Annotated in this window: 16 protein-coding genes; 3 read left to right on the top strand and 13 right to left on the bottom strand. The window is 60.8% G+C overall.

What is annotated here, in order from left to right; all coding sequences use genetic code 11:
• Positions 1-35 precede the first annotated feature (35 nt).
• The 8 genes from MM194_RS10300 to MM194_RS10265 form a co-directional block, all read right to left on the bottom strand.
• Positions 36-803 (bottom strand): class III extradiol ring-cleavage dioxygenase, encoded by a 768-nt coding sequence (locus tag MM194_RS10300; protein ID WP_033130474.1) that lies wholly within the window; start codon positions 801-803, stop codon positions 36-38.
• 306 nt (positions 804-1109) lie between these two features.
• Complete coding sequence (locus MM194_RS10295) at positions 1110-1580, bottom strand: FKBP-type peptidyl-prolyl cis-trans isomerase (RefSeq protein ID WP_033130473.1); 471 nt, start codon at positions 1578-1580, stop codon at positions 1110-1112.
• 135 nt (positions 1581-1715) lie between these two features.
• Positions 1716-2870, bottom strand: coding sequence for a Na/Pi cotransporter family protein (locus tag MM194_RS10290; protein ID WP_241343519.1), 1155 nt, complete (start codon positions 2868-2870; stop codon positions 1716-1718).
• Positions 2871-3084: 214 nt separating this feature from the next.
• Entirely contained in the window at positions 3085-4428 is a 1344-nt protein-coding gene (locus tag MM194_RS10285; protein WP_033130471.1) for an APC family permease, read from the bottom strand.
• 480 nt (positions 4429-4908) lie between these two features.
• Entirely contained in the window at positions 4909-6252 is a 1344-nt protein-coding gene (locus MM194_RS10280) for an APC family permease (protein ID WP_033130470.1), read from the bottom strand.
• Positions 6252-6389 carry a hypothetical protein gene (locus tag MM194_RS10275; protein ID WP_193354261.1) on the bottom strand — a complete coding sequence of 46 codons (138 nt, stop codon included), beginning with the start codon at positions 6387-6389 and terminating at the stop codon, positions 6252-6254. The genes MM194_RS10280 and MM194_RS10275 overlap by 1 nt, the downstream gene beginning before the upstream one ends.
• Before the next feature lie 233 nt (positions 6390-6622).
• Positions 6623-7900 (bottom strand): 4-aminobutyrate--2-oxoglutarate transaminase, encoded by a 1278-nt coding sequence (gabT, locus tag MM194_RS10270; protein ID WP_241343518.1) that lies wholly within the window; start codon positions 7898-7900, stop codon positions 6623-6625.
• Between the two features lie 146 nt (positions 7901-8046).
• Positions 8047-9525 (bottom strand): NAD-dependent succinate-semialdehyde dehydrogenase, encoded by a 1479-nt coding sequence (locus MM194_RS10265; RefSeq protein WP_241343517.1) that lies wholly within the window; start codon positions 9523-9525, stop codon positions 8047-8049.
• 305 nt (positions 9526-9830) lie between these two features.
• Between MM194_RS10265 and puuR the strand changes: the two genes are divergently transcribed.
• Positions 9831-10442, top strand: a complete 612-nt coding sequence (gene puuR / locus MM194_RS10260; RefSeq protein ID WP_241343516.1) for an HTH-type transcriptional regulator PuuR — start codon at positions 9831-9833, stop codon at positions 10440-10442.
• Positions 10443-10491: 49 nt separating this feature from the next.
• Complete coding sequence (locus tag MM194_RS10255) at positions 10492-11769, top strand: FAD-binding oxidoreductase (RefSeq protein WP_033130466.1); 1278 nt, start codon at positions 10492-10494, stop codon at positions 11767-11769.
• A 250-nt stretch (positions 11770-12019) separates the two neighbouring features.
• Here MM194_RS10255 and MM194_RS10250 read toward each other — a convergent pair whose 3' ends face one another.
• From MM194_RS10250 to MM194_RS10230, 5 genes are all read right to left on the bottom strand, one after another.
• Entirely contained in the window at positions 12020-13225 is a 1206-nt protein-coding gene (locus MM194_RS10250) for a transporter (protein ID WP_033130465.1), read from the bottom strand.
• Between the two features lie 62 nt (positions 13226-13287).
• Positions 13288-13947, bottom strand: coding sequence for a hypothetical protein (locus MM194_RS10245; protein ID WP_033130464.1), 660 nt, complete (start codon positions 13945-13947; stop codon positions 13288-13290).
• 7 nt (positions 13948-13954) lie between these two features.
• Positions 13955-14632 (bottom strand): C39 family peptidase, encoded by a 678-nt coding sequence (locus MM194_RS10240; protein WP_033130463.1) that lies wholly within the window; start codon positions 14630-14632, stop codon positions 13955-13957.
• A 50-nt stretch (positions 14633-14682) separates the two neighbouring features.
• On the bottom strand, positions 14683-15777 hold the full coding sequence (locus MM194_RS10235) for a hypothetical protein (RefSeq protein WP_241343515.1): 1095 nt from the start codon (positions 15775-15777) through the stop codon (positions 14683-14685).
• Positions 15778-15864: 87 nt separating this feature from the next.
• Positions 15865-16443 (bottom strand): hypothetical protein, encoded by a 579-nt coding sequence (locus tag MM194_RS10230; RefSeq protein ID WP_238566410.1) that lies wholly within the window; start codon positions 16441-16443, stop codon positions 15865-15867.
• A 368-nt stretch (positions 16444-16811) separates the two neighbouring features.
• Between MM194_RS10230 and MM194_RS10225 the strand changes: the two genes are divergently transcribed.
• Complete coding sequence (locus MM194_RS10225) at positions 16812-18113, top strand: sigma-54 dependent transcriptional regulator (RefSeq protein WP_033130461.1); 1302 nt, start codon at positions 16812-16814, stop codon at positions 18111-18113.
• Positions 18114-18132: the final 19 nt, after the last annotated feature.

The following is an 18132-nucleotide window of genomic DNA, read 5'->3' as shown; positions in this document are numbered from 1 at the left end:
GTGGCCCGCCATTGTGTTGATTTATCACTCTGAACTTAGCCAAAGCGGTAGGAGCCCATGTAGAGGCTGCCGTAATCCCAGCTGTCGTGCAGCTTCTGGGGTTTGTCGGCCCCAGCCGCCCCCAGTGCCACGAACAGCGGGCGCAGGTGATCGTCGTGGGGGTGGGACTCCACCGCCCCCGGCGCGCGGGCCCGGTAATCTTCCAGTGCTGGGCGATCGCCGGCGGCCATGGTCTGCTCCAGCCAGTGGGCAAAGTCCCTCGCCCAGTTCGGGACAGGGGAGCCGTCCGCTCCGAGTGCCCGCAGGTTGTGAGTGATGGCGCCGGAGGCGAGGATGCCGATCCCCTGTTCACGCAGGGCCTGCAGTGCTTCTCCCAGCTGCCACAGCTGGCTCGGGTCGAAGTTGGCCGGGATGGAGATCTGTACCAGCGGGATCTCGCTGGCCGGATCCATCAGGGAGAGCGGCGACCAGACGCCGTGGTCCAGCTCACGCTTGACCGGGGTGGCATTCAAACCGGCAAGCAGCAGCTGATCGCTCACTGCCTCTTGCAACCAGGCCGGGCTGTTGGCGGGCCAGCGGATGCTGTAGAGCGGGTCGGGGAAGCCGTAGAAGTCATACATCAGCGCCGGCGTTGGCTCGACGTTGAGCTGCAGATCGGTGCGGCTGAACCAGTGGGCCGAGATCACCACCAGCCCCTTGATATCCCCAAGGCGCAATTTCGTTAGAAATTGTGTAGCAGGCTGATCGCGCAAGACCAGATCCGGGGCGCCGTGGGAGATGAACCAGACGGGAGCGATAGCCATGATGAGACTCCTGGTTGGCGGCATCGGCACAGCTGACCGGCACCGCGTTAAACGGGATCAGGGCGAAGGGCCACTGAGATTGAGGTCATTATCCTCCCCGGTTTTGTGGTTAACAATCCAGCGCCATGTATAAGCACTGTTCACCATGGGTTGATAGTCTGGTCGGTTCGAAGCGCCGGCGGATGGACGCGAGCCCGCCAGGATGGCTCGGTCAGAGAGCGCGGTGAAATGGGGGGATGGGCAGAAACGACAAGGCCAGCGTGTGAGCGCTGGCCTTGGCTTTTGATGGCGGTTGAGCCTTGGGGCTTACTGGATGCCCAGCAGCTCCACGTCGAATATCAATACCGATCCCGGCGGGATCTTGCCGGCGGCACGATCGCCGTAAGCCAGGTTGGCGGGGATGTAGAAACGGGTCTTCTCCCCTTCCACCATCAGCTGCACCCCTTCGGTCCAGCCAGGGATCACCTGATTCAGACCAAACTCGATGGGCTCGCCGCGGGCGACCGAGCTGTCGAAGACGGTGCCATCCAGCAGCTTGCCCTCGTAGTGCACCTTCACCTTGCTGGTGGCGGTAGGGTGAACAGTGCCGGTGCCCGGGGTCAGCACCTCGTATTGCAGGCCGGAGGCCGTGGTGGTCACCAGCGGCTTCTCCTTGTTGCTGGCGAGGAACTCGGCACCCTGGCGCACGTTATCCGCCGCCAGCTTTTTGTTGTTGCTGCTCGAGTAGAAGTAGTAGGCGACGCCGGCAACCAGCAACGCGATCAGTATGAATTTCATCGGTTTTCCTTACATGCGGTGAGAGTGGCATCTTATCCCAGCCGGGGAGAGAGGGCGAGCCACAGGGGCAGGGGATGTGACTGGGCAGACAAAGGACGAGGGGCACGTGATGGGTGCCCCTCGTCTTCGCGGGAATTACTTGGCCGCCACCATCATCAGCGCAGGCAGGGCGAAGAAGAGCCCGCCCACGTAGCCGAGCGCCAGCAGCTTGTTCTCGCTGCCGACCCGGGCCAGGGTCTCGGCGGCCTTGATGGGCAACTCGCGCAGGAAGGGCACGCCATAGATGAGCGCCACCGCGAACAGGTTGAACAGCACGTGCACCAGGGCGATGGTCAGCCCCAGCTTGGCACCGGCGCCGCTGATGGCGGTGGCCGCCAGCAGGGCCGTGATGGTGGTGCCAATGTTGGCGCCCAGGGTGAAGGGGTAGAGCTGGCGAGTACTGAACAGACCGCTCCCCGCCAGCGGGATCATCAGGCTGGTGGTGGTGGAGGAGGACTGCACCATGACGGTGACCAGGGTGCCGGAGGCGATGCCGGTCAGGGGGCCACGGCCCAGTGCCTTGTGCAGCAGCTCCTTGGCGCGGCCGACCAGCACCCGTTGCAGCACCTTGCCGAGCCAGGTGACGCAGCCGAGGATCAGCAGGATACCGATGACGATGGTGGCGATGGCGCCGCCCTTGCCCGGCAGGAAGGCGACCAGCTTGTCGATGAGGTTCAACGCCGGCTCGATGAGGGGCTTCATGAAGTCCATCCCCTTCATCGACATGTCGGCGGAGCCCATCAGCATATTGGCCAGCCCCTCTGCGCTCTTCTGCAGCAGGCCGAACATCAGCTCCAGCGGCAGGAAGATGAACACCGCCAGCAGGTTGAAGAAGTCGTGTACGGTGGCGGCGGCAAAGGCGCGGCGGAACTCGTCCCTGTCCCGGATGTGGCCCAGCGAGACGATGGTGTTGGTGATGGTGGTGCCGAGGTTGGCGCCCATCACCATGGGGATGGCCATGCCCATGGGCAGGCCGCCTGCCACCAGGCCGACGATGACCGAGGTGACCGTGCTGGAGGATTGCACCAGGGCGGTGGCCAGGATGCCGAGCAAGAGGGCGACGAAGGGGTTATTGGCGAAGGCGAAGATCTGGGCCGCGCCCTCGGCGCCGCCGGAGAAGCCCTTGAAGCCGTGGGAGACGGCACCGACGGCGACCAGGATCAGGTAGATCAGGGTGATGACAGCGAGCCAGTTGAACAGTGGGCCGGAACTTTGGGTCTGCTGTTGTGGGGAAGAGGGGGTGCTGTGCATGTTGCCTCTGGGCAGTCTGTGAAAATGGACGGGCGCATTACAGCAAGGCTCCATGACAGAAATATGACAAAGTGACATTTTTATGATGGTTTGATGACAGCCGTCAGGGGACATTCAGGATAGGGCAGAGGTGAAGGGATAAGGCTCCCCGGGGCGGATGTCTGAATGAAAGAAGGGGAGCCATGGGCTCCCCTCTTTGCATCACGCGGATGACTTACTGGCCGTCGGCCGCTTCCTCGTACTGACGGAAGGGGATGCGGAACACCGCCAGACGCAGGAACAGATAGGTGACCCCGATCCCCGCCCAGATGAGGCCAAGCTCCAGGGAGCTGCGCTCCAGGTTGATCCACAGTGCCCCTATGGTGGCGGCGCCGAGCAGCGGCAGCACCAGGAACAGCAGGTGATCTTTCAGGGTCTTGTTGCGCTTCTCCCGCACCCAGAACTGGCCGATGACCGACAGGTTGACGAAGGTGAAGGCCACCAGGGCGCCGAAGTTCACCAGGGCCAGCGCCATGTCCAGATCGAACGACACCGCAGAGAGGGCCAGGGCCCCCACCAGCAGCACGTTGATGGCCGGGGTGCGCCAGGTGGGGTGAATGTAGCCAAACACCCGCTCCGGGATCATGCGATCGCGACCCATCACGTAGAGAATGCGCGATACCCCGGCGTGGGCCGCCATGCCGGAGGCCAGCACGGCCACCGTGGTGCACACCAGCACCACGCTCTGGAACAGGGTGCCACCGACGTAGAGGGCGATCTCCGGCAGCACGGCGTCCGGCTCCTTGAAGCGGGCCAGATCCGGGAAGAACAGCTGCAGGCTGTAGGAGACGGTGACGAAGATGATGCCGCCGATGAGCGCCGTCAGCACGATGGCGCGCGGGATCACCTTGCCGGCGTTCGGGGTCTCCTCGGACAGGGAGCTCAGGCCGTCGAAGCCGAGGAAGGAGAAGCACAATATGGTGGCGCCGGTGAACAGCGGCAGCATGCTGGCGGATTCCACATGGAAGGGACGGCTGCTGAGCAGGGTGCCGGTGCCCTCACCGTGGGTCAGGCCCCAGCCGATGAGGCCGAGGAAGGTGAGGATGATGGCGATCTGAATAAAGACGATGACGCCGTTGAAGTTCGCCACCAGGTTGATGCCGCGCAGGTTCAGGAAGGTCATCACGGTCACCAGACCGAAGATGAAGATCCAGGGCTCGACACCGGGGAACATGGCGGTCAGGTAGATCTTGGCCAAGAGGATGTTGATCATCGGCATGAACATGTAGTCGAGCAGGGAGGACCAGCCGACCATGAAGCCGATGTAGGGGTTGAACACCTTCTGGGCATAGGTATAGGCAGAGCCCGCCGAGGGGAAGCGGCGCACCAGATGGCCGTAGCTGAAGGCGGTCAGCAGGATGCCGCCGAGCGCCAGCAGGTAGGCGGTGGCCACGCGGCCTTCGGTGATATCGCCGACGATGGCGAAGGTATCAAACACCGCCATGGGAGTGAGGTAAGCCAGACCCATCACCACCACCTGGAACAGGGTGAGCGTCTTGAGCAGCTTGGCACCGGCCATCACGCGTTCTCCTCTGCACAGGCCCGGGGGGCGAAGGTGAACGGGATCAGGGATGCGGCGGGGCATCGCTGGACACAGGGGGCGCCAAACGGGTGGCGCACGCCGGTGGGGACCGGCAGACAAGCAGTGAAATGCCCCATGTATTTCCTCACAACGTCGGGAGATTGTTGAGCAATCTCGGTATCAATTCCGGCACAAGACCGGCCTCTTGGTGGATGGTGGTTTGCCCCTGAAATGCAAAGAACCGATGTTGTAAAACATCGGCTCTCAAGGGGCGCGACATTGTGCCCTCAGGGGGGGGGGGTGACAAGCAAAAAAAGGGTGCTATTGGGCATTTTGTTGACGGGCGTCAACCCCGGGATGGGTGTCCGCAGGCGCGAGAGCCGTCGGGGTGGCAGCGGACCGCGTGATGGGAGGGCTCCTGCTCAGCGTCGCCCAAAAAAGAGCCCGCGCGGGGCGGGCTCGGGAAGGGCGTAGCGCTCAGGAGAGATCGGTCTCGGGCCGGCGCAGCGGGACCCGGAACAGGGTCAGGCGCAGCAACAGATAGAGGGCGCCGAGAGCGGCCCAGATCAGCCCCAGCTCGAAGGAGGCGGGTTCGAGGTTGAGCCAGAGCACCCCGATGCAGGCGGCGCCGCACAGGGGCAGCAGCAGAAACACCAGATGATCCCGCAGCGTCTTGTTGTGGCCGAGCTTGAGGTAGAAGTGGGCGATCACCGCCAGATTGACGAAGGTGAAGGCCACCAGGGCGCCGAAGTTGATCAGCGCCAGCGCCATCTCCAGATCGAAGGAGACGGCGGAGAGGGCCAGTACCCCCACCAGCAGCACGTTCAGGGCCGGGGTCTGCCACTTGGGATGGACATAGGCGAAGAAGCGGCTCGGCAGGGCGCGATCCCGCCCCATCACGTAGAGCAGGCGGGACACCCCGGCGTGGGAGGCGAGCCCGGAGGCGAGCACCGCCACCGTGGTGCACACCAGCACCACCGCCTGGAACAGCTTGCCGCCGACATAGAGCGCTATCTCCGGCAGCACCGCATCCGGTTGCTGGAAGCGGGAGATGTCCGGGAAGAACAGCTGAAGGAAGTAGGAGACGGAGATGAAGAGCACGCCGCCGATCAGCGCTGTGAGCACGATGGCGCGGGGGATCACCCGCTCGGCGTTCGGAGTCTCCTCACACAGGGTGGTGATGGCATCGAAGCCGAGGAACGACAGGCAGAGGATGGAGGCGCCGGTCAGCAGGGGCGTCACGTTCATGTGCTCGGAGAAGAAGGGACGGCTGCTGGTGATGGTGCCGAGCCCCTCACCCTGGTAGACCCCGGCGACGATGAGACCGATGAAGACGGCGATGATGCTGAACTGCATGATGACGATCAGGCTGTTGAAGTTGGCCACCAGCTTGATGCCGCGCAGGTTCAGGAAGGTCATGATGGCGGCCAGCACCAGGATGTAGGTCCAGGGCTCCACGCCCGGCAGCAACACCTCCAGGTAGATCTTGGCCAGCAGCATGTTGATCATCGGCATGAACATGTAGTCGAGCAGGGAGACCCAACCCACCATGAAGCCCACATAGGGGTGAAACACCTTCTGGGCATAGGTATAGGCGGAGCCTGCCGAGGGGAACTTGCGCACCAGGTGGCCGTAGCTCATGGCGGTGAACAGCATGCCGATGAGGGCGAACAGGTAGGCGGTCGGCACGTGGCCTTCGGTGATCTCGGTGACGATGCCGAAGGTGTCGAACACGGCCATGGGGGTCAGGTACGCCAGCCCCATGATGACCACGTGCCAGAGTTTCAGGCTTTTTTTCAGGCCGACGGGTTGGGCATTCATCATGCTTTCCCCTCTGTGTTGACCGGGGGGATCAGGTTGACGATGGCGTCAGCCTGGGCACTGGGGGCGCCAATGTGTTGCACAGACGGCTGGCGCAGACCGGCGCGGGCCGGCAGGAAAGCGGTGAAATACCCCATGGTGTTCCTCACTAAGAAGCGGGTGTCGTGAGATGGCAGCCCATCTCGCTATCATTTCCGGTCTGTTCCGGCCTCGTTATGGATTTGGTTGCCGCAAAAAAAGACCGGGCTGCGATGAGCGGGCGGTCCTTGAAAGCGGAGGCGCATTGTGCATTCGTGATGCCCCCCTGACAAGCATATCAAGGGGGTAAAAACGCATTTTTTAGCACAAATGCGAGGCGCTGGTGAGCAGCCTAGGGTCTGGCGGCTGCCAGCGCCTGTTCGAGCAGGGTTAATCCCTCGTCGACGATGGCCGGCGAGGCGGTCAGCGGCGCCAGGAAGCGGATCACGTTGGCTCGCACGCCGCAGGCCAGCAGCACCAGGCCGCGTTTGCCGGCCTCGGCCACCAGGCGCTTGGTGAGGTCGGGGTCGGGGCGGCTGGCGTCACCCTCCTTGACCAGCTCCATGGCCACCATGGCGCCGGGGCCACGGATGTCGCCGATGCAGTCGACGTCCTGTGCCAACCGGTGCAGGCGCGCCTTGATCTGCTCCCCCTGAGCCAGGGCCCGTTGGTTGAGCTTCTCCTCCTCAATCACCTCCAGCACCGCCAGGGCGGCGGCGCAGGCGATGGGGGAGCCGGCATAGGTGCCGCCCAGACCACCGGGCTTGGCGGCGTTCATGATCTCAGCTTTGCCCACCACAGCGGAGAGCGGGAAGCCCCCCGCCAAGCTTTTCGCCAGGGTCATGATGTCCGGCTCGACGCCGCTGTATTCGGTGGCGAAGGTCTTGCCGGTGCGACAGAATCCGGTCTGGATCTCGTCGCAGATGAGCAGGATGCCGTGTTGATCGCAGATCTTGCGCAGGCTCTGCAGGAAGCTTGGGCTGGCCACATAGAAGCCCCCTTCGCCCTGCACCGGCTCTATGATGATGGCCGCCACCCGGGCCGGCTCTATGTCAGCGCTGAAGCAGAGATCCAGCGCCGCCAGGGCATCGGCCTCGCTCACTCCCAGATAATCGGCGGGGAAGGGCAGGTGATAGACCTCCCCCGGGAAGGGCCCGAAGCCGGTCTTGTAGGGCACCACCTTGCCGGTGAGCGCCATCCCCATCATGGTGCGGCCGTGGAAGCCGCCCTTGAAGGCGATGGTGCCGCTGCGACCGGTGTGGGCGCGAGCGATCTTGATGGCGTTCTCCACCGCCTCGGCACCGGTGGAGAGGAACAGGGTACGCTTGGGGGTCGGCCCCGGCACTAGGGCGTTCAATTTTTCCGCCAGCTCGATATAGCCGGGGTAGGGGGTGACCTGGAAGCAGGTGTGGCTGAACTTCTCGAGCTGTGTGCGCACCGCGGCGAGCACTTTCGGGTGGTTGTGGCCGGTGTTGAGCACGGCGATACCGGAGGCAAAGTCGATGTAGCGATTGCCCTCCACGTCCCACAGCTCGGCGTTCTGTGCCCGGTCGATAAACACCGGCAGCAGGGTGCCGACGCCCTGTACCACGGCCGCTTCACGGCGGGCCTGCCAGGATTGATTACTCATCTCGATTCTCCCTCTGGGGCTAGCCCCTCAATTCACTGTGACGGGCAGGCAGCTTGGCTGCCGGCCCTCTCCTTGTGGTCATGCCATGGGGACGTTGACGTAAAATAGTCCCACGGCAAGAATTTATAATTACAATAAATGAATTTTTATGCAATGGATCCGAAGCAGAGATATTTGGTCTCCAGATATTCCTCCAGCCCTTCCGCCGCCCCTTCCCGACCCAGCCCCGACTCCTTGATGCCACCAAAGGGGGCAAGCTCGGTCGAGATGATCCCCTCGTTGATGCCCACCATGCCGTATTCCAGCTGTTCGGCCACCCGCCATACCCGGGCGATGTCCCGGCCATAGAAGTAGGCGGCGAGACCATAGGGGGTGTCGTTGGCAATGGCGATGGCCTCGGCCTCGGTCTCGAAGCGCACCAGGGGGGCGACCGGTCCGAAGATCTCCTCCTGCAGTATGGGGTTGTCCCGGGTCACGCCGGTCAGGATGGTGGGGTGGTAGAAGAGCGGGCCGGCGGGGTGGGCTTGCCCCCCCACCATCACGCTGGCCCCGGCGGCCTCTGCCTGGTTGACCAGGGAGGCGACCTTGTCGGCCGCGGCGGCATTGATGAGGGGGCCGATCTGGGTGCCTTCACCCATGCCATCCCCCACCTTGAAGCCACGCACGGCGGCGGCCAGCTTCTCGACGAAGGCGTCATGGACGCTGGCCTGCACCAGGATGCGGTTGGCGCAGACGCAGGTCTGGCCCGCGTTGCGGTACTTGGAGGCGAGGGCGCCGGCCACGGCGGCGTCGAGATCCGCATCGTCAAACACGATGAAGGGGGCGTTGCCACCCAGCTCCAGGGACAACCGCTTCATGGTGTCGGCGCACTGGCGCATCAACAGCTTGCCGATGCGGGTGGATCCGGTGAAGGAGAGTTTTCGCACTGTCTTGTTGTTGCACAGCTCGTTGCCCACGACCGAGGCCTGATGAGAGGTGACTATGTTGATGACCCCGGCGGGGATGCCCGCCTGCTCGGCCAGGGCTGCCAGTGCCAGCGCGCACAGGGGCGTCTCGGCGGCGGGCTTGATGACGATGGTGCAACCGGCCGCCAATGCCGGCCCCGCCTTGCGGGTGATCATGGCGATGGGGAAGTTCCAGGGGGTGATGGCGGCCACCACGCCCACCGGCTGCTTGATGGTCGCGAGGCGCCTATCCCCGGAGAAGCCCGGGATGGTGCGGCCATAGGCGCGCTTGCCCTCTTCCGCGAACCACTGGATGAAGCTGGCCCCGTAGGCCACCTCGCCCTTGGCCTCGGCGAGCGGCTTGCCCTGCTCGCGGGTCATGATGCGGGCGAGCTCGTCCTGATGGGCCATGATGAGCTCGAACCAGGCATGGAGCCTGTTGCTGCGCTCCTTGGCGGTGAGGGCGGCCCAGGCCGGTTGCGCCGCGTGCGCCGCTGCGATGGCGCGTCGGGTGTCCGTCTCATTCATATCGGGGACCCGGGTGATGACCTGGCCATCGGCCGGATTATGCACCTCGAACTGGCGCCCGTCCTCGGCCTCGCACCAGCGACCATCTATATAGGCGAGAGACTTGAGTAAGGCATGAGCCTGAACCGGTTGTGATGTTGACGATGCTGACATGGGAAGCCTCGATTGTGGGTCTGGGTGGCCAACTCATCCGAAGGTGCCACCGTATAGAATAATAAGCACGCAATGACGATAAATTGAGCTGAAATGTTTTTCAAGTGTTAAATATATTTGAGTGAAGGGTGTGCTACATGCTAGAAATGGGGCTATCAGGACGATTCTATCGGTTTTTAGCGGGGGCGGTGTGCAAAATAATGAACGCTTTCGATTGTTCAGCATAACGAACACCCTAGCGAAATTGGCTCACTATTTTAACCAGATGCCACAGAGTACTCGAACAGGCGCAGAAGGAGGCGGACATGCAGCAACCACAGGGAGAGGCCAGGTGGCAGGCCATGACGGATAACCCCTTGGCTGACAAAGGGATGGATAAAAGCATGGGAGAGCGGCTCGCCGCCACCCGCCGCCGGCTGGGGCTTTCCCAGCGGCGAGTCGCCGAGCTGAGCGGGCTGACCCACGGCGCCATCTGCATGATAGAGCAGAACAAGGTGAGCCCGTCGGTGGCCTCGTTGCAGAAGCTGCTGAGCGTCTATGAGTTGCCGCTTTCCCGCTTCTTCGCCGAAGAGGAGGGACGGGCACCGAGCGTGGTGATCAAGGCCGAGCAGCTGATCGAGCTGGGCAGTCAGGGGGTCTCCATGAAGCTGGTGCACAACGGTAACAACCGGCGCCAGCTTGGCTTCATGCTGGAGACTTATGCCCCCGGTACCGACACCGGGGGCCAGGTCAAGCACCTGGGGGAGGAGGTCGGTACCGTGCTGGAAGGCTCGGTGCTGCTGACCCTGGCCGGCCAGACCTACCAGCTTTGTGCCGGGGACAGCTATGTGATCGACACGGGCGAGCCCCACAGCTTCAGCAATCCGTCGGGGCAGGTCTGTCGCATCGTCAGCGCCCATACCCCGGCCAGTTTCTGATGTTGAAAGAAGATAGTTTGGGAACAGAACCGGTAAGGAAACAAGGATCATGACCGAACATGTAAACAGTTACTACGCAGCCAGCGCCAACAAACACGCGCCCTATCCGACCCTGACCGAGCAGCTGGAGTGCGATGTCTGCGTCATTGGGGCGGGTTACACCGGGCTCTCCAGCGCCCTGCACCTGGTGGAGAAAGGCTACAAGGTGGTGGTGCTGGAAGCCGCCCGGGTCGGCTTCGGTGCCAGCGGTCGCAACGGCGGCCAGATAGTGAACTCCTACAGCCGCGATATCGACACCATCGAAGCGAACTGCCCGCCGGATCAGGCCAGGCTGCTCGGCTCCATGTTGTTTGAGGGAGGCCAGATCATCCGCGATCGGATCAAGCGCTACAACATCCAGTGCGACTTGCAGCAGGGCGGGGTCTTCGCGGCCGAGACCGAGAAGCAGCTGCACGAGCTCAAGGCGCAGTATGAGCGCTGGCAGAGGTGGGGCAACGATCAGTTGGAGCTGCTCGATGGGGAGGGGGTGCGTGAGGTGGTGGCGAGCGATCGCTACGTCGGTGCCCTGCTCGACAAGAGCGGTGGCCACATCCATCCCCTCAACCTGGCGCTGGGGGAGGCCGAAGCCATCCGCATGCAGGGAGGCAGGATCTTCGAGCAATCCGCCGTCATCGGTATCACCCCGGGGCAGCCCGCCCTGATCAAGACCGCCAAGGGGGCGGTGAAGGCGCGCTTCGTGGTGGTGGCCGGCAACGCCTATCTCGGCAACCTGGTGCCTGAGCTCGCGGGCAAGAGCATGCCCTGCGGCACTCAGGTGATCGCCACCGAGGTGCTGGGGGAGGAGCGGGCCCGCGCCCTGCTGCCGCAGAACTACTGCCTGGAAGACAGCAACTACCTGCTCGATTATTACCGCACCACCGGGGATCACCGCCTGCTCTACGGCGGTGGCGTGGTCTACGGGGCGCGGGATCCGGCGGATATCGAGCGGCTGATCATCCCCAAGATGCTGAAGACCTTCCCTCAGCTCGCCGGGGTCAAGGTGGAGTACACCTGGACCGGCAACTTCCTGCTGACCCTGTCGCGTCTGCCGCAATTTGGTCGCATCGGCCCCAACATCTACTACATGCAGGGTTACAGCGGCCACGGGGTCACTTGCACTCATCTGGCGGGCAAGTTGCTGTCGGAGGTACTGAGTGGTCAGGCCGAACGGTTCGATGCCTTCGCCAAGCTGCCTCACTACCCCTTCCCGGGTGGCCGTCTGTTGCGCATCCCCTTCACTGCCGCCGGCGCTGCCTGGTACACCTTGCGGGATCGCCTGGGGGTATAGCGACCCATGAAGGTGGCGAGCTACAGGTGATTCGACGGCCATCGACCATGAGGCTTGGGCCACCGCCGTTGGCTCTGGTGCTGGATGGGGAGGGCTGGTGCAGCCTGCGCTTGGCGCTTGCACCACGAGACGTGAAAAGGGAGAGGGAGGCATCATGCCTCCCTCTTTTGTGTATCTTGAAAGGCCGCTAAGGCGGCCAAATTACACAGTGGTATCAGTCGTCAAGCGAGTCAGACACCGCGTACATCCATTAGAAACGATAGGGGAAGCGGAGCCCTATGCTGTAATCCGGCGCATCGGTGGTGAGGCCTGCTGACCAGTTGACCGCCATGGACAGCTGGTCGGTGATGGCCCAGGTTGAGCCCATCCCGAAGCTGGCGGCGTTGGCATCCGAGCCGGTGACCTTCTCCATGTCAAAGCCCTCGGCCCCCTGTTCAGACTCGAGCGTGATGCGCTGGTTGACGTTGAAGGAGAGGCTGAAACGCTCATTGAGTGCAAACGCCACCCCCAGCCCGTATTCATACCAGTCACCCAGCTGAATGCTGCCGGGCTGCTCCCCCGGTTGATAGGAGATGTCGTCAAAGTCCTGCTTGAGGCTGTGGCCATAGTTGAGGTTGGCAAACAGGATGGCGGGATCCAGGGTCTTGACCAGCGAGAAGCCGGTCGACAGCTGCCAGAGCCCATTGCCGGTGGCGAGCTCCTTGGGGGTCATGAGATTGCCGGATTCCGATGACTCGAACTCTGTGCCGTAGGGATCCTTGCCGGTTGGCGCCTTGGCCCGAACGTTCCACACCAGATCCGGCCAATCTTCATCCTCGGCCAGGACCCTGTAGTAGACGGCGAGACTGAGATCCCCGAGCCCGCCATCGCTGACGCTTTGCTCTTCAAAATCACGGCTGGAGTTCTCCTTGCCGGTACTCTGATAGTTGGTGTTGCGATACATATAGGGAATCGCGAGTTCCAACTGCCAGCGGTCATTGAGGGTATAACGGGTCACCAGGTCTGCGGTCCACTGATCGGAGCGGACCCTGTCCAGGTTGATCTCGCCGAGGAAGATGGCGTCCAGCGCCAGGAAGCCGCGCAGGGCCAGATCCTTGCGATTGTAATGCTGGTAGGAGAGGCCAAAGTCGAAGGTCAGGGCGCGGTCGAACACGTTGTGCTGCTCGAGCATCAGATCTTCGGTACTGCGACCGGCCTCGGGTGCACGGCGCGCCGGATCCGACTGGGAGGAGGCTGCGACGGCGGCGGTTCCCGCAGCAGTGCCAGCTGTGGTGGTGGTCGTTCCGGCCGCCTTGACGGCTTCCAGCCGAGCTTGCAATTGGTGGAGCGCCTGATTTTGCTGGATCAATTGCTGACGTAATTGATCCAGCTGTTGTTGTAGCGCTTCTTCCTCTGCGGTTGCGCCCCAGCAGGTGAAAGGGGTCAATGCAATCAACAGCATGGTGGACTGTTTCATCGAAATTCATCCTTGTTGTTTATTATCCTTTTTATAGCGCAGCCAATGGGATTCATCTTTGCCTAGTGAGAAAGCCAGATCCTGGTCTGATTGAGGGTCTGCAAACCATCGCCTCTGACTCTATTGAGTTGCAGCAGACCTCGACTGAAATCGGTTCCTCTCAGACTCTGTTCCAATAGGACGCGTCCATCGGACGAGTTTAGTTGCAGCCCCGCATAGTTGCCTGAAACCCGATAGCTGGCGGTACCCAGGTTTCCCTGATGTTCATAGTTGCCGGCAGGAACAATCTGTCCCGTCATGACGGGGGGAGTCAGTGCAATACCGGCCTGATTCACGGAGCTGTTGCCACTGCCTTCCAATTGCACGACTTGCACCAAGCCTGATCCTTGCACCGAGGCCGTGTCAGGCGTGCTTGTCACTGCCTTGATCTGGTCTTTTATCCGGATATCCAGTTTGGGGGAATTTTGTAGCACGCTCAGGGTCAGATTCATGGCAGCGGTCTGCTGAGCTTGGGCCGTGGTCAGGGTCGAAATGAATTCGATACCGAAATAGTTGATCCCGTGAGAACTGACATAACGACCACGCAAGTGGGCCAGTTCCCCATCAGCCAGCTCGGGTGCAAAGTGATCTGACAGCAATGCCAGAGGATCGGAGGCTGCCAGCAGTGGGCAGGCAACGCCACCTAGGCTGCAAATGAGGCAGATAGCTGGGCGGGTGTTCATGATGACCTCACATTAGTTCTTTGTGCTGAAAACCAAATTCCAGCAAAGATGTTTCATTGACAGGGGCGAACATCCCGTCTTTTCCTCTGGCCGATGGCGGGGGAGAGGGATTGGCTAGAGGGGCATCCGGACGGTAACCTGAGCCAATCACGGCCAGCAGGATCCCGTTCCAGCTTTCCTTGAATTCCTGGAAGGTGATGACGCGGTTCCCCAGCGCCGGGTCTGCCAGATAAACACGGTCATGTCGATCAATGGCGCGCAGCACGGCAAAGTGCTGGTAGCCTCGAATATTGAGTAAAACGATGGTGGGCACTCTCACCTGGCGAAGTTTTTCATCGCCCAGGCGATAGCCCCTGACGCGCATGCCGAGCATTTGCAGATATTGCTTCATGTCGAGCATGGAAAAGCCGTAGCGCTTGACTTGCTCCGGGTCGGCCATGGCCAGCATCCCGTCCATCACCCAGCGCTCATTGGTTACTTGGCCATAGGAGTAGCGCAGTATGGTGGCAACGGCGGCGGCTCCACAGCTGAAATCGGTATGTTGGCGCTCGATATTGGCATAACGGCGCTCCAGAATACTCTGCACCGGCTTGTTGAGATCCCCCAGTGCCGGGAGGTGTTCTCCCAATGGCAGAGTGGCCGACCAGGCCGCAGGGCAACATAACAACAGCAGTAGCCAGCGCATCGAAACCTCCATGTCCTTGAAAAAGGGGGCACAAAGGCCCCCTAAGTGGATTACTTGGCAAAGCCGGCTGCCAGCGAGAGATTGTTCGCTTGCAGATTGTTGGTGCCCGAAGACACGTTCACCCCGATATTGCCGACAGCATTGTTAAAGGATCCGCCATCGATGGTGGCGTGATTGAAGGTCTCACGACTGGTGTAGGTGTTGACCACAGGAATATAGCCGGTGGCATAACCACTGAGCTTGATATCCCCCTCTTCCTTGAACTCGAACTTGCCGTCATTTTTACCTTCATTGTCATAGTCGATATGACCCCACATGTCGCCACCACCCGGGTGATCCCCATCTTTCCAGATTTCCGGATAGACGTTGTTGGACTGCTTGCTGGTCCCCTCGTACTCACCATTGGCCTTGAGCTTGAGGTAGATGGGGTTGTAGTCCACTGTCTTGGTGGCGCTCAGGCTCTTGTTCTCGGTCAGGTTCTTGGAGACACTCTGGCTGTTGGCCACGGTGGCGACGGCCATGTTACCGGTGGATACGGAGGCCGCCATGTTGTTGGCCTGCACGTTACCCGACCCGGAGGTCACATTGGCCCCGATGTTGCCTGCCGCCCCATCGAATGCCCCATCGCCTATCCCGGCTTCGTTCTGATGACCACTGTTGGTGGTCCAGTTTTGGCTGGCACTTTGGTCGGAGAAGATCTCGGCATCCGAGGATCCGCCCGGGGTACCGTGCTGTTGGCCACGACCCATGACAAATTCGGCATCGGCGTCGACTTGGTCATAGGCGGCCAAGGCGGCACTGTTGCCCTGCACGTTGGAATCACCGGCCGCTACGTTGGCGCCGACGTTACCGGATGCATCCTGGAAGGAGCCATCGATCTGGCTCTTGTTCTCGGTTCTTGAATTGGCGGTGCCAATCATGGAGCTGGATTGTTGGTTGTCCACCACCGCCATGCCGAGCTTGTTAACATTGATGAAGCCGCCGACATTGACTCTGCCTTCGTATTCAACATCGACCTCTGCCTTGACCTTCTTGGTCAAGGTTGCCCCTGTCTCATCCCTGTCACCGCGATAATCCGCGAATGCGGTGCCCGACATGGCCATGACGACCGCGGCGGCTAATGAGCTATAAATAAGTCCACGCATAATGAGTCTCTCCATTGAGCTTTCTTTGGAAGATGTGCCTATCGGCTAGTTCTACACCTCAAAGCTTGGCTTCCTATCCCTGCGGTATCATGGTGATACCGTTACTGCGCCTGCCAGAGGCAGGGAAACCATGTTGACTGCCTGGTTTCCTTGCCCCGTGACCTGGTTCACCTGAATAACCCCTTTGCTGCCTGTCAGGGCATTGTCATCCAGATAGATGCTGGTAGTCGTGGTCGCAGGGACCTTGCCGGAAGGGGTCTTTGCGACGCTGGTGCTAAGATTGATATCGGTCACCACACCCATGCCGCTGTCATCCAGTGACAGTGCGAAGGCATTGAGTTGTTGGTTGGCCTCACCCGCACCTTGATTGATACCGACGAGTCCCTGGTTATGGCTGAGAGCCTGTCCAAGAATGGCGACGCTCTGCTTGCCACTGAGATTGGTAGTGGATTGATTCTGCTGGTTAAATTGAATAACAGCCGGCCCCGAGATAGCGATGGCAGAGAGGTTGCCCTGTTGGTTGTTATTACCGGCAACCATATTGACACCCATGCTTCCCCGGATATTGCTAAGGGCCTGCGAACCGAGATCAACACGATTCTCTGCTCGTGGTTGACTCGTTAATATCGAAAGGGAACAAATTGCCAGTGCAATATATATTTTCATGCTCTTTCTCCGTATGCCACTAGAGCAAACTAGATAGAGCAATGAATATGCCAACCTGTAATTGGTTGATTAATATGGGTTTTTATTTTGATTTATTTATCTATATGTCTCATGTCTGAGATGAGGATTTATGACTAACATTAACGCATTGTTTATCAATGATTTTATGCTTTCTCACCGTTAAAGTGACGTTCTCATTATTGTGGTGCCATTAGTCTATATGGGAGATAGGTTATAGTTAGCATCGTCTGGTGGTGTTGGATTGGCGTCATTTGATAATGAAAAAGTCCTCTCTCAATGAAAGTGTGAACCTCAAAGAGTCATGGTCTGGCTCTAATGTCTCGAAGGGATAACAAGGAGGTTTTCATATGACAGGAACGGCATTATTACTCATCAATTCATGTGCCGTGCTGGAAAGTCTGCTGGTAAAAGACGAGTGGCGACTAGAGCTGGCGAGTACCTTGGCAGTGGCAGAAAAGAAATTGCAGGAGCGGGACTATCCGCTGGTACTGGTTGCCATCGGGCCTGACCAGCACGAGGCGTTGCATGCCCTGATTGCGCAGCATGCCAGCAGCCTGTGGATTGGCCTGATCCAGCGCGATTGCCTTGCCAGCGAGGCACTGCGTAATCTGCTTGCTGCCTGCTTCCATGATTTCCACACCTTCCCGCTCGATCCGGACCGACTCTCCCACAGTCTGGGGCATGCTCTTGGCATGGCCCAGCTCATCCGGCGTCACCGCCCCAAGCTGCCGGTCCAGTTGCGTTTTATCCAGGGAGAAAGCACTCCGATCCGCCACCTGCGGGATCAGATCATGCGTCTGCAGCATTGCCGTCTGCCGGTACTGGTGACGGGGCCCAGCGGGACGGGCAAGGAGCTGGTGGCCAGGGAGCTGCACTACAGCACCTTCGGAGAAGAGAGCCCCTTTGTCGCCGTCAACTGCGGTGCCATATCCCATCAGCTGATCCAGTCCGAGCTGTTCGGGCACGTGAAGGGCGCCTTCACCGGGGCGCAGAGCCGCAAGATCGGCAAAATAGAGGCGGCAGATGGCGGCACCCTGTTCCTCGATGAAATCGGCGAGCTACCGCTGGAGGATCAGGCGACCTTGCTGCGCTTCTTGCAGGAGCAAAGCATAGAGGCGGTGGGCAGCCACATGTCCCGTAACGTCGATGTGAGGGTCATTGCGGCCACCAATATCGATGTGGAGCAGGCGGTTGCAAATGGTGGTTTTCGAACGGATCTTTACTATCGGCTCAACGTGGTGCGGCTGCGCACTCCCGCCTTGAGTGAGCGCGTCGAAGATATCCAGTTGCTGGCTGACGATATCCTGGCCGAGGTACGGGGAGCGCGCGTGCTCAGTTTCACCCACAAGGCGCGCCAGGCCATGCAATCCTATGGCTGGCCCGGTAACGTCAGGGAGCTGCGCAACCGAGTACAACGGGCCGCTGTCATGTGCTCGGGCCCTTTTATCGAGGCCCATGATATGGAGCTGACCAACATGGACTCACTGCTGCTGGATGGATCGCTCAAGGCAGTGCGAGAAGCCGCCGAGCGTCAGGCATTACTGCAGACCCTCGCCCGTTTTCCGGATCAGCTGGAGGAGGTGGCGCGCAGGCTCGACATCTCGCGGGCAACTCTCTACCGGTTGCTGGATAAACACGATTTGCTGTGAGTTTGTCGACGCAGGGTGC

The organism is Aeromonas sp. MR16 (assembly GCF_022549315.1).
Classification (GTDB): Bacteria; Pseudomonadota; Gammaproteobacteria; order Enterobacterales; family Aeromonadaceae; genus Aeromonas; species Aeromonas aquatica.
This window is presented reverse-complemented; position numbering and strand designations above follow the sequence as displayed.

Excerpts from the sequence above, each read along its gene's own strand:
- MM194_RS10300 (WP_033130474.1), bottom strand. The coding sequence starts at position 803 with ATGGCTATCGCTCCCGTCTGGTTCATCTCCCACGGCGCCCCGGATCTG.
- MM194_RS10295 (WP_033130473.1), bottom strand. The coding sequence starts at position 1,580 with ATGAAATTCATACTGATCGCGTTGCTGGTTGCCGGCGTCGCCTACTAC.
- MM194_RS10290 (WP_241343519.1), bottom strand. The coding sequence starts at position 2,870 with ATGCACAGCACCCCCTCTTCCCCACAACAGCAGACCCAAAGTTCCGGC.
- MM194_RS10285 (WP_033130471.1), bottom strand. The coding sequence starts at position 4,428 with ATGGCCGGTGCCAAGCTGCTCAAGACGCTCACCCTGTTCCAGGTGGTG.
- MM194_RS10280 (WP_033130470.1), bottom strand. The coding sequence starts at position 6,252 with ATGAATGCCCAACCCGTCGGCCTGAAAAAAAGCCTGAAACTCTGGCAC.
- MM194_RS10275 (WP_193354261.1), bottom strand. The coding sequence starts at position 6,389 with ATGGGGTATTTCACCGCTTTCCTGCCGGCCCGCGCCGGTCTGCGCCAG.
- gabT (WP_241343518.1), bottom strand. The coding sequence starts at position 7,900 with ATGAGTAATCAATCCTGGCAGGCCCGCCGTGAAGCGGCCGTGGTACAG.
- MM194_RS10265 (WP_241343517.1), bottom strand. The coding sequence starts at position 9,525 with ATGTCAGCATCGTCAACATCACAACCGGTTCAGGCTCATGCCTTACTC.
- puuR (WP_241343516.1), top strand. The coding sequence starts at position 9,831 with ATGCAGCAACCACAGGGAGAGGCCAGGTGGCAGGCCATGACGGATAAC.
- MM194_RS10255 (WP_033130466.1), top strand. The coding sequence starts at position 10,492 with ATGACCGAACATGTAAACAGTTACTACGCAGCCAGCGCCAACAAACAC.
- MM194_RS10250 (WP_033130465.1), bottom strand. The coding sequence starts at position 13,225 with ATGAAACAGTCCACCATGCTGTTGATTGCATTGACCCCTTTCACCTGC.
- MM194_RS10245 (WP_033130464.1), bottom strand. The coding sequence starts at position 13,947 with ATGAACACCCGCCCAGCTATCTGCCTCATTTGCAGCCTAGGTGGCGTT.
- MM194_RS10240 (WP_033130463.1), bottom strand. The coding sequence starts at position 14,632 with ATGCGCTGGCTACTGCTGTTGTTATGTTGCCCTGCGGCCTGGTCGGCC.
- MM194_RS10235 (WP_241343515.1), bottom strand. The coding sequence starts at position 15,777 with ATGCGTGGACTTATTTATAGCTCATTAGCCGCCGCGGTCGTCATGGCC.
- MM194_RS10230 (WP_238566410.1), bottom strand. The coding sequence starts at position 16,443 with ATGAAAATATATATTGCACTGGCAATTTGTTCCCTTTCGATATTAACG.
- MM194_RS10225 (WP_033130461.1), top strand. The coding sequence starts at position 16,812 with ATGACAGGAACGGCATTATTACTCATCAATTCATGTGCCGTGCTGGAA.